Consider the following 9,900-nt stretch of genomic DNA (forward strand, 5'->3'; position numbering starts at 1 on the left):
ACTCTAAATTACTAATGCTACAGGCGCCTAAGAAATATATTTTTATAAAAAATTAAATTTACACTATTTCCCCCCCATCTCAACCTTAATTTAATTTGGCATTATTCTCTTCGTTGTTAGGAGCACCTAACAATAAATTTTATTTTTGGAGATAAGAATGACTAAGAAAGAAACCCCTATGACTACCGATGCTTTGGCCCGTATACAAAGAAATGAAGCAAAGCAAAATGGTGGCGGCGTTGATTCAAATGGTTTTGCTGCTCGTGCAGCTAGAGCTGCAAACAAAAATCAACAAGGGAAAAAATAACATGGCTCAACATGATGATGACAACCGCTCACAGCAGCTAAACCCAGAGCATGATGCTTATTGGCAAAGCAGAGGAGAAGATGAACGCCCTGATGACTGGGAAGATCTTTTGGACGATGAAGATTAGGTTCAAACTCTACATTAAAGCAGCTGTGTAATTACGTAGCTGCTTTATTTACTGTATCTGTATAGTGTTTGAAATAAGAAGGGTACTGACCAATCACTGTCTTGAAAATAGGTATCGTTTTTTCACTGTGAGCTTGCTCATAGCATTCTTGGATTTTTGTATCTATAGCTCTAGCAATTCTAAAGTATACGGTTAGCGCCAAAGAGTCGTAATTTCCGTGCTTATCAAAGACTGCATTAATAAACTCCTCTAACTTTAAAAATGAAGGTAAGTTTTTTCCATTTCGCCAATCTTTTAATTGTTTGTATTGCTTATCATTTAAAGACTCTCCGCTGTTGGGATTATCTGAGGGAAACTTTTTAAGAGGAATAAAGCTAGCGAGCCTTCTCCAAGTCATAGGTTTGCCGTTTGAGGATACTAGCTCTTTTAGTTCTATTAACACTGAGTCGAAACAGCCATTAGATTCATCTGACTCAATTAATGTATTAAGCACGTTTGTAAAAAAGCTAGTGCCTTTTTTGGGGTTATAGTTCTCATCTAACCTACGGTAGTATGAGTGAAGACCTACTTCATAGTTTGCAATGGCGGATAAATAGAAATCAAATATTAAGTGGTACGTTACTTCAATAAGAGCTAGGCCATCCTCTTCTGTATAATCTTCCCGCTTTTTATCTGAATTGTAAAACTCATTAATAATATTGAGTTGCTGCCGTGGCACTAAGCTATGGGATTGCCAGTATGGTTTTTGTAACTGCCAAATATCTTTTGGGCTTTTCTTATCAATACTTTTTGATTTCGCTTTGTTATGTATTTCACTCATCATTAAGTAGTCAAACTGAGATCGAGCTTCTAACCAATCTATTAATAGGTTTAATTCATTGTCGTTTTTGTTACTTTTTTTACTGGCGTTAAATCCATATATGCATGAGTAGTAGGTACTCGCGTTAGAGGTAACCTTCATCGCTCTAGTTGTTTTTTTATATACTTTGAGGTTGAACACCTCATTTATATTCGGAGAGAGAGACTTAAACCATGTATAAATTTTTTTAAATGTTGGCTTGCCTACTCCTCGACTTGATAAATGAAATATAGAGCTTTGACTGACAGACAAGTCAGAATCATAAAATGATTGGGCATGAGTAATCATGCCACTAATGTTACTTGGTAAGTGTAATAGCTGGGCGACTTCATTTAGAGGGGGTAGGTACACACTTTTAAAATGAATATTTTTAAATACATATTTGCTACCTTCATTAGGTTTGAGCATATTTAGTCCTTTATTAAGCTAACCATATAACTTCTTACAAACTTTACGTTATTACCTATAAAATTCAATGATTTGCTGCTTCATAGGAAGCTTTTAGATAAAACCCCTTTTTTTATAAGTAAAAACTGTTTTTTTGCTTCACTCATTTGCTGGTGGAAGTAGGGGGCTTTGACAACCTCGGTATGTATATGAAAATGAAGATGCTGACTATCAGTATCTTTGTAATACGCATCAAGTGCTGATTGAACAATAATAAAGGCCTCTGCGCCATAGTATTCACAAATACGATATTTAAAGCATTCTAACGCTACCCTGTATTGTGATACTAGATTGTTCACCTCGGAGTTGTTAATACTTTTCTGCCCAACTATATCGCACAATTGAATGTATGCTTTAAGAGAGTCTTCTATTAATACGGGGTCATAGCCTTTCATTAGGTTCCATCCAAAACCATTTTTAACGGGATTGGTTCGTACAGCAAGTTTACCCTCGGTTGTTTTTGCACCTGTAGAGCGACCTCCATGCAATTTACAACGACCATTTCGCTTGTTGCCTAGGCGCTTGCAGGGATTACCTGAACGTGTTTTGGCTCCGCACTTGGGTAGACTGTCTAAATCAAACTTACTCATTTTTTGCCTTTTTATGATCGATCATGTTCGGTGAACTTTCGGTTCATAGGGTTTGTTTTTTGAAAATCCATTTTCTTTAAAGTTTTTAAAATCGAATATTTATATGCTTACCATCATGGGGTGAACATATAAATCAATGGGTTATGATATTTTAATGCCGCGTAAAGCGGACACTTAGTAGCGCTTTGTATTGTTTGTTCGCGTAAGGTGATCGATCACTTTGCATGTGTATACTTCGGTTCTTAGAGTGCTGCAAAGGTACTTCAGCGTTATTAACTTGATTAGGGTGATCGCTGTACTGCAATGAACGATGAAGTTTAGATTGTATTAGCTGTGTACTGCTTATACCTGATAACCTTTTTAGTAATTTGATACCACCAGCCTCTGAGTTATCTAGGTTTATTAGAGCCGCTTCTTTATTTTGCTGGTATGTAATAGCTGGATTTACAAGTAGCATATCGTTAAAGCGTCTATCAACGTGCTCTGTTGAGTATTCAAGTTTACTAAATAAGTAGCTATGAGCCTTAATGCTAGCTTCTTTTGTGGCACGTTTAGTAAAATAACTTAAGCGGTATAGAGCTGGTTCTATACTGAATTTATTACCCCTGTGCATTAGGTAGTATGGGTGCTTGACCAGTGAGGCTGAGCCTAGGCCTTCAGATTCCCAAGCATGCTTTAATTGGTAGGTTAACTTACTGCTATGATTTATTTTATGCCCGCTTAACAACACAGCTAAATGATAATGATGATTTGAAGATGTATTTCTCTCTCTAGCGCATATGTAACTTACTTTGCAGTTATATTGTTTTGTAAGTATCGAAAACTGTTTTTTAATAAATTTTAAGAACGCCTGATTATTAATAGAATAAGATTTAGTACTTAGGTCTATTCTTGCTACGAGTACTTTAGAGTAGTGAGAAAGCATACATTCACAATGCTTAAACACTTTAGTTAATGCTTTTAGATCTTGGCCTTTTGTCTTTGGTTTGAATACTCTGTAGCTATGGTCTTTGTATATAAAGTTTACTGAGTTAGTTGTTGATATTTTAAAGGTCATTGTTCTATCTATTTGCTTTAGTTATTAATGGTATCTTTCTTATATTATTTAATATCCGCTATTAGTGGATAGGCGCTTTACAGATAAAAGCCCTTTTAAAATAATAACTAAGATATGTTTTTAGTTTGTTGAATAGCGTGTTTTTACTGATCATTTTGTTTCAAAGTGCGTCATCAGTAGGCCAAAAAAAAGCAGTTTATTTACCTGCTTTTGAGTGTTTATTAGCTAGCCAATTTTTATAATCTTGAAAATGCCACATGGACCGTCCATTTATTACATGAGCTGGTGGGGGGAAATGGCCAGCCTTTATCCATCTTCCAAGTGTTGACCTACTGATGTTAAGAAGCTTTTGCAATTCAGGCTTTTTAATCATTCGAGCATCGTCAATATACATAGCAAGATCTGGTGGCTTTTTCTTGTTCATTGAGGTCGCTCCATATTTATTACTTCGCGAGATTTTACAAAGTCTAAAAGCTCGCTTAATAACCAACAAACTCTGTCGCTATCGGCATGAAGCTTTCTTCTTTTCGGAAAGAGGCCTTTTTTTTCTAAAGCCCAAGCGCTGGTTCGAGAGACAGCCGTTATTTTGGCTCTTTCTGCTTCTCTGACTAGGCGGTCAGTAAATTGCATTGTTGGTGTTGTTAGCTGGTTCAAATTGGTTTCTCCGGTTCATCATTGTTGATGGGAGAATTATGAAAGAATATAGGGATAGGAAAGCCCTACTCACTAAGTGGGTAGGGCTCTTTTTTACTGTTATTAACTGAAATTTAAGAATAAATTATTTTAATTTATTTCTAATTTCCGCAGTGTTGTATTTTTTCTTTAGCAACTGGCTGAGTTTTATGGGGTATGCCTTACCCTTTGCACTTATCAGCTTAGGCTTATGCAAGTTCTTTTTGATATATGCTTCAGTGTCTTCACATCTTTTGAATATATGAAAGCACTCCAGTTCCTTATTTTTAATATAGAAATCGTAAATAAGAGGATGTATCGCTTGAGCTAGAATCTTTTTAGATAGTTTACCGTAATCTCCGACTGAATCTAGGTAATTAGCCATTTCCAATATGAGCGATTTGAGAGAGTCAGTCTTTGCTGCTGTTTTTATTCCACCAGCTTGCGTATCAAGTACACCTTTTTGGAAACCTCTCTCAGCATGCTTTTCCAGATTAACTCTCATATCATGAGCGCCAGCATGATAGCCGATAAGAAGCGCACTGGTTAAAGCATCACTTAGCTGATGTTCGCTAGAGTTGTAAGATGAACTCAGAGTATTAGAAAGATTTTTTAGCTCGTTATCAACTTCTCTAAGCATTGTGTGCTCATCTTTAGGAAATAGCTCTTTATTAGTCTTTAGCTTTTCAACTCGGTACTTGATTAACTTAAGAAGCTCAATGCCTGAGTACAAAGATTCTAAGGCCACTTTTAAATGATTATCTTGCTTTAGGGTGTCACTGTTTAACTGATTAAAAAGCATCTCAGGAAAAACCATATTCTTTAGATTTTCAATCTGCTGCTTTTTACCATTATTTGTAACGCCAGTAATAGGAGCTGTTTTTGAAGCAGTCATAATAAGCTCAATTATCTTGAATTAAAGGTATAACAAGGTTTGCTAATTCATTTAGCGCTTTTTGTCGCTCATCAAAGTAATCGTATCGGTTATATACTCCTTCAACCCCTTTAATCTTATGATTCAAACAGCGCTCGGCTACATTATCAGGAACTCCTAATTGCGCCAAAAGACTACGGCATGACCGCCTTAGGTCGTGAACTACAAAGTATTCAATACCTACAGGTGAAGCGATTTCTTCTAACTGAGCATAATTAATATCATCCTCATCAATCTCTCCAAGCGCTTGAGCATGTACCAAAAATGGCTGTGATTGAATCTTTAGACCTTCTCGCGGTATACATTTTGGAAATAATTTAAATTTATTCACTTAGATTAATTCCTTTTGATACCATTGATATCTTGGCTCTAGGAAGTATTTGATTTGCCATTATACTTGCAAGCTTCCTTCGCTCACCTAAATAGTCATATCTGTTGTAAATGCCAGCAACACCACTAATAGTATGATTTAGATAACGTGTTACATCGTTTCCTTCATAACCAAGTTCAGCGAATAAGCTACGACATGTTCGTCTTAAGTCATGGATAGTAAAGTGCTTAATGCCTCTAGGCTCAAGTAGGTTAGGGTATGATTTTTTGCTAATACTTTTGCCAAACATTTTAGCTAAGGCATGATTTAAAGTGTTTTCGCACATATGACCATCTTTGCTAACTTTTCTTGCTGGGAATACGTATTCGGAGCCACACGATTTTATTTTTAACTCTTCAAATATGGGTATGACTTCGTCAGCAATAGGAATCTGAATATAAACTTCTTTTTTATTTCTTGTGCCTAAATTCCAAATCTTTTCATTAAAATCAAATTCTTCCCACTTTGCTTGAGTGACCTCTGTTTTACGGTTACCAAATACAAGAAGTAATACCATTGCTAAATAGTTATCTCTGGTAAAAACAGTCGAATTCTCTCTGAGTACATCAAATGTACTTTCAATTTCTTGCAGGCTTAATGCTCTTTTTCTACTTTTGGTTTGCCCCCCAGCGTCATTCTGACTAAAAGCTGCAGCAGGGTTTGACTTTGTGAGATCAAGTTTTTGTGCATGTTTAAATAGATTTTTACATAGGTTTAAGCACTTTGTAGATATAGAGGGACGGCCATCATTTACAACTTCTTTTATAATAGCCCTAATATCACGTGCATTTACATCATCAATTTTGAGCTTACCAATGTATGGTTTTATATCTTTAGTATATTGTCTTTCGAGCAAGTGAGGATTTTTTACTTCCTTACTTTTATCTTTAAACCAGTCATTAAATAGATCGTTCATTGTTATGATAGTTTCTTGTCCCTGTCTTACTCTTTCGGCAAGTGGGTCTATACCATTCTTAATTTTCTTATTTATTAAGGCTGCTTCAATTCGAGCGTCAGATAATGTCTTGTCTGGAAAGTTGCTACCTTTTAGAGTCATAAAGTGGCGTTTATTATTGATAGTGTATCGAAGCTCCCAAGCACCGCTTTTTTTATCTTTGCTAGGCTTTATATAAAGGCTGTCACCAACACTAAACCTAAGCGTTTTACAGCTCTTAATATTTGCTTTGATTTCTTTTACATTCATTGAGTTACATCAAAAATGGTTACCAAGGATTATAGAAAGTGGTTACCAAGCGGTTTGGTAACCACTTTGGTAACCACTTGGACACGTACAATAGGGGGCTAGTATGAACGGTAGAAAACAAAAAGCCTAGAAAAATCTAGGCTTATTAATGAGTTATAAACAAGGTGAAACAGGCTAAAACGCTATTCTATGTTTTGAATTTGCTCTCTCATCTGCTCAATGAGCACTTTTAGCTCTACAGCTGCATTAGTAATATCACTATTAATAGACTTAGAGGCTAGGGTGTTTGCTTCGCGGTTAAACTCCTGCATCATAAAATCTAAACGGCGGCCACAGGCGCCACCTTTATTAAGAATTTTTTTAGTTTCTTTTACGTGCGATTTTAAGCGGTCGAGTTCTTCGGCAACATCTTGCTTTTGCGCAAGGTAAATAAGCTCTTGTTCAAGGCGAGATTCGTCAATGTCGGTTTTTAAGTCTTCAAGCTTTTGATTAAGCTTTTCACGCTGCCACTTTGCTATTTCTGGTAAGTGACTTTCTACTACAGTAACTTGCTCAAGTATGGCATCAAGACGAGTGGCAATCATTTCTTCTAAATTTGCGCCTTCATCGCCACGAGCTGATTTAAAATCTTCAACTACTTGGTCAAAGCCCGCTATAAGTGCTTTATTAACGGTATCTAAATCGAGCTCCTGTGCTTCCATTACGCCAGGCCAGCGCAGTATATCAACTGGGTTAATGTCGCCACTGCTTTGTTGCTGCACCCATTTAGCACTATTTATTAGTTGCTCAGCAAGTGACTCATTAATTGATAGCTCACCCACGTGTGCTGGATTTGCAACAAACTTTAAAAATACTTCAACTTTACCGCGTTGCAAATTTTTACGTAAACGCTCACGAATTACCGGCTCCATGCCACGAAATTGCTCTGGTGCGCGAATAAACGTTTCAAGGTAGCGCTGGTTTACTGAACGAATTTCCCAGGTGCCAGTGCCCCAATCGCCTTTAATTTCGCGACGCGCATAAGCAGTCATACTGTGGATCATGGATAAGTTCCTAAAATTTATTAATACAATATTGCGATGATTATACCGTAACACTGCTTAACCTCTAGAGAAAATTTATTACGCTGAATATTTTACAATCAGCATGGCATCTACCTGCACATGCACTTATAATGTCGCAAATTCAGAATTAAGGGGATCGTCAATGCGTCCAAGCGAAAGAACACCTAACCAAATTAGACCGGTATCATTTACACGTAATTACACATTACACGCTGAAGGCTCAGTACTTGTTGAGTTTGGTAATACCAAAGTACTTTGTACTGCTACGGTTGAAGCAGGTGTACCACGTTTTATGAAAGGCCAAGGTAAAGGTTGGATCAACGCTGAATACGGTATGCTACCGCGCTCAACGCATACGCGTAATGCTCGTGAAGCAGCACGTGGTAAACAAGGCGGTCGTACTATGGAAATTCAACGCTTAATTGCTCGCGCATTAAGAGCTGCAGTAGATTTAAAAGCGCTTGGCGAAAACACCATTACAATTGATTGTGATGTGATTCAAGCTGATGGCGGAACACGCACTGCATCTATCAGTGGTGCATGCGTTGCTTTAGTTGATGCACTTACTCACATGCGCGCTAAAGGAATGATCAACTCAAACCCACTTAAGCACATGATTGCTGCTATCTCGGTAGGTATTTATAAAGGCCAACCAATTAGTGATTTAGAGTACCTTGAAGATTCTGAAGCCGAAACCGATATGAACGTAATTTTAACTGAAACAGGTAAAATTATTGAAGTGCAAGGTACCGCAGAGGGCGAACCATTCTCGTTCGACGAATTAGATGAGCTACTTACACTGGCTAAACATTCAATCCGTGAAATTATTGACGTTCAAAAACAAGCGTTAGCATAAGCGAGTACCCCAATGAAAGATTATCAAAAAGAGTTTATTGAATTTGCTTTAGAAAAGCAGGTTTTAAAATTTGGCGAGTTTACCCTTAAATCAGGTCGTACAAGCCCATACTTTTTTAATGCTGGCCTTTTTAGCACAGGACGTGATTTAGCACGTTTGGGTCGTTTTTATGCATCAGCTCTTGAAGACGCCGCAATAGAATACGACGTTTTATTTGGCCCAGCTTATAAAGGTATTCCTATTGCAACCACTACCGCAGTAGCGCTGGCAGATCACCATGATAAAGATGTACCTTATTGCTTTAACCGTAAAGAGAAAAAAGCACATGGTGAGGGTGGTACATTAGTAGGTTCTGCATTAACGGGCAAAATTATGCTGGTGGATGATGTGATCACCGCAGGCACTGCAATTCGTGAATCTATGGAAATCATTGCCGATAACGGCGCAGACCTAAGTGGTGTACTAATAGCACTTGATCGCCAAGAAAAAGGCAAAGCTGAGCTTTCAGCTATTCAAGAGGTTGAGCGCGACTTTAATACCAAAGTGATCTCTATTGTAAAATTAGCTGATCTTATTAGCTACCTTGAGAGTCAAGGTACAATGGACGAGCATTTAGCATCAGTCAAAGCATACCGAGATCAATACGGTATTGCCTAACTAAAAAAAGCCTCGCAATTGCGGGGCTTTATTTTGACCACAGTAAATAGAGCTAATAATGAAAGATGTATTTAAACCTAACGGCCTTGGTGTAAAGCGTATATTTAAAGCGACGTATTGTTCGTACCTTGGTTTTAAAGCGGCCTTTATAGAAGAAGCGGCTTTTAGGCAAGAGTTGCTACTTAGCATTATTTTGCTACCCATTTCTTTTTGGCTAGCTTCATCGGTATTACATTGGGCATTGTTAGTAAGTACATTACTGATCATATTGATTGTGGAATTACTTAATTCAGCAATAGAAGCGCTCACTGATCGCGTAAGTACAGAGCGCCATGTATTATCGGGGCGTGCAAAAGATATGGGATCTGCAGCGGTAACACTCTCATTAATGATCCTTACGATCGTGTGGGGTGCTAGTTTGTATATCAAGTTATTTCAGTAAACCCTCTATATAAACCAATTAATGCACCTAAAATGTTAATAAAGTGCTAGTTATGTTGTGTTTTTAGCGCATTTAGCTCAAATACTCAGCGAACAGTCATTTATTTCAAGTTTTCTTCAAAAAAGGGTTGATCTGTTTTCGGATCTCCCTATAATGCGACCCCACTGAGACGGCAGACAGCAACGCTTAGCGAGGCACGAGCTACTTAGTGAGTCGAGTAAAACTTAGTTTTAAAAACTTTCAAGTTTAACAAAATTAAGTGTTGACAAAAAAATAGGAAAGCGTAAGATGCGCAGCCCTAGCGAGATAAAGTT

Annotated in this window: 14 protein-coding genes; 5 read left to right on the top strand and 9 right to left on the bottom strand. The window is 37.4% G+C overall.

The features are described 5' to 3' along the window. The first annotated feature begins 157 nt into the window (after positions 1-157). Positions 158-307: a hypothetical protein gene (locus PSH48_RS20000; protein ID WP_167330986.1), complete on the top strand. Its 150-nt coding sequence runs from the start codon at positions 158-160 to the stop codon at positions 305-307. A 1-nt stretch (position 308) separates the two neighbouring features. After that, positions 309-434, top strand: coding sequence for a hypothetical protein (locus PSH48_RS20005; RefSeq protein WP_273606960.1), 126 nt, complete (start codon positions 309-311; stop codon positions 432-434). 31 nt (positions 435-465) lie between these two features. On the opposite strand, the gene PSH48_RS20010 is transcribed toward PSH48_RS20005, so the two are convergent. The 9 genes from PSH48_RS20010 to PSH48_RS20050 all read right to left on the bottom strand — a co-directional run bounded on the left by PSH48_RS20010 (position 466) and on the right by PSH48_RS20050 (position 7,610). After that, positions 466-1,701 carry a hypothetical protein gene (locus PSH48_RS20010; protein ID WP_273612229.1) on the bottom strand — a complete coding sequence of 412 codons (1,236 nt, stop codon included), beginning with the start codon at positions 1,699-1,701 and terminating at the stop codon, positions 466-468. Positions 1,702-1,781: 80 nt separating this feature from the next. Beyond that, positions 1,782-2,330: an HGGxSTG domain-containing protein gene (locus PSH48_RS20015; RefSeq protein WP_273612230.1), complete on the bottom strand. Its 549-nt coding sequence runs from the start codon at positions 2,328-2,330 to the stop codon at positions 1,782-1,784. A 151-nt stretch (positions 2,331-2,481) separates the two neighbouring features. Continuing rightward, positions 2,482-3,387, bottom strand: a complete 906-nt coding sequence (locus tag PSH48_RS20020) for a YagK/YfjJ domain-containing protein (protein ID WP_273612231.1) — start codon at positions 3,385-3,387, stop codon at positions 2,482-2,484. Between the two features lie 196 nt (positions 3,388-3,583). Further along, positions 3,584-3,811, bottom strand: coding sequence for a helix-turn-helix transcriptional regulator (locus PSH48_RS20025; protein ID WP_273612232.1), 228 nt, complete (start codon positions 3,809-3,811; stop codon positions 3,584-3,586). Beyond that, positions 3,808-4,017: a helix-turn-helix transcriptional regulator gene (locus tag PSH48_RS20030; RefSeq protein WP_164521644.1), complete on the bottom strand. Its 210-nt coding sequence runs from the start codon at positions 4,015-4,017 to the stop codon at positions 3,808-3,810. Before PSH48_RS20030 ends, PSH48_RS20025 begins: the two co-directional genes overlap by 4 nt. 148 nt (positions 4,018-4,165) lie before the next feature. Next, the gene (locus tag PSH48_RS20035) at positions 4,166-4,954 is read right to left on the bottom strand and encodes a hypothetical protein (RefSeq protein ID WP_273612233.1); all 789 of its coding nucleotides are present in this window, start codon (positions 4,952-4,954) and stop codon (positions 4,166-4,168) included. A 7-nt stretch (positions 4,955-4,961) separates the two neighbouring features. After that, positions 4,962-5,324 (bottom strand): hypothetical protein, encoded by a 363-nt coding sequence (locus tag PSH48_RS20040; protein WP_273612234.1) that lies wholly within the window; start codon positions 5,322-5,324, stop codon positions 4,962-4,964. After that, positions 5,317-6,567: a tyrosine-type recombinase/integrase gene (locus PSH48_RS20045; protein WP_273612235.1), complete on the bottom strand. Its 1,251-nt coding sequence runs from the start codon at positions 6,565-6,567 to the stop codon at positions 5,317-5,319. The genes PSH48_RS20040 and PSH48_RS20045 overlap by 8 nt, the downstream gene beginning before the upstream one ends. A gap of 182 nt (positions 6,568-6,749) precedes the next feature. Continuing rightward, a complete protein-coding gene (locus PSH48_RS20050; protein WP_024032427.1) occupies positions 6,750-7,610 on the bottom strand; it encodes a YicC/YloC family endoribonuclease in 861 nt (286 codons plus the stop codon). 163 nt (positions 7,611-7,773) lie between these two features. On the opposite strand from PSH48_RS20050, the gene rph reads away from it, so the two are divergent. From rph to PSH48_RS20065, 3 genes are read left to right on the top strand one after another with little or no spacing between them, the layout of a single operon-like run. Then, on the top strand, positions 7,774-8,487 hold the full coding sequence (gene rph, locus PSH48_RS20055; protein ID WP_004588248.1) for a ribonuclease PH: 714 nt from the start codon (positions 7,774-7,776) through the stop codon (positions 8,485-8,487). A gap of 12 nt (positions 8,488-8,499) precedes the next feature. Continuing rightward, positions 8,500-9,144: an orotate phosphoribosyltransferase gene (pyrE, locus tag PSH48_RS20060; protein ID WP_273590023.1), complete on the top strand. Its 645-nt coding sequence runs from the start codon at positions 8,500-8,502 to the stop codon at positions 9,142-9,144. A gap of 58 nt (positions 9,145-9,202) precedes the next feature. Then, a complete protein-coding gene (locus PSH48_RS20065; RefSeq protein ID WP_273612236.1) occupies positions 9,203-9,586 on the top strand; it encodes a diacylglycerol kinase in 384 nt (127 codons plus the stop codon). The last annotated feature ends 314 nt before the right edge of the window (positions 9,587-9,900 follow it).

The organism is Pseudoalteromonas sp. Angola-4 (genome assembly GCF_028599265.1).
GTDB classification, from domain to species: Bacteria; Pseudomonadota; Gammaproteobacteria; order Enterobacterales; family Alteromonadaceae; genus Pseudoalteromonas; species Pseudoalteromonas atlantica.

Excerpts from the sequence above, each read along its gene's own strand:
- PSH48_RS20050 (WP_024032427.1), bottom strand. The coding sequence starts at position 7,610 with ATGATCCACAGTATGACTGCTTATGCGCGTCGCGAAATTAAAGGCGAT.
- PSH48_RS20015 (WP_273612230.1), bottom strand. The coding sequence starts at position 2,330 with ATGAGTAAGTTTGATTTAGACAGTCTACCCAAGTGCGGAGCCAAAACA.
- PSH48_RS20030 (WP_164521644.1), bottom strand. The coding sequence starts at position 4,017 with ATGCAATTTACTGACCGCCTAGTCAGAGAAGCAGAAAGAGCCAAAATA.
- PSH48_RS20065 (WP_273612236.1), top strand. The coding sequence starts at position 9,203 with ATGAAAGATGTATTTAAACCTAACGGCCTTGGTGTAAAGCGTATATTT.
- PSH48_RS20010 (WP_273612229.1), bottom strand. The coding sequence starts at position 1,701 with ATGCTCAAACCTAATGAAGGTAGCAAATATGTATTTAAAAATATTCAT.
- rph (WP_004588248.1), top strand. The coding sequence starts at position 7,774 with ATGCGTCCAAGCGAAAGAACACCTAACCAAATTAGACCGGTATCATTT.
- PSH48_RS20045 (WP_273612235.1), bottom strand. The coding sequence starts at position 6,567 with ATGAATGTAAAAGAAATCAAAGCAAATATTAAGAGCTGTAAAACGCTT.
- PSH48_RS20005 (WP_273606960.1), top strand. The coding sequence starts at position 309 with ATGGCTCAACATGATGATGACAACCGCTCACAGCAGCTAAACCCAGAG.
- PSH48_RS20035 (WP_273612233.1), bottom strand. The coding sequence starts at position 4,954 with ATGACTGCTTCAAAAACAGCTCCTATTACTGGCGTTACAAATAATGGT.
- PSH48_RS20020 (WP_273612231.1), bottom strand. The coding sequence starts at position 3,387 with ATGACCTTTAAAATATCAACAACTAACTCAGTAAACTTTATATACAAA.
- PSH48_RS20000 (WP_167330986.1), top strand. The coding sequence starts at position 158 with ATGACTAAGAAAGAAACCCCTATGACTACCGATGCTTTGGCCCGTATA.
- PSH48_RS20025 (WP_273612232.1), bottom strand. The coding sequence starts at position 3,811 with ATGAACAAGAAAAAGCCACCAGATCTTGCTATGTATATTGACGATGCT.
- pyrE (WP_273590023.1), top strand. The coding sequence starts at position 8,500 with ATGAAAGATTATCAAAAAGAGTTTATTGAATTTGCTTTAGAAAAGCAG.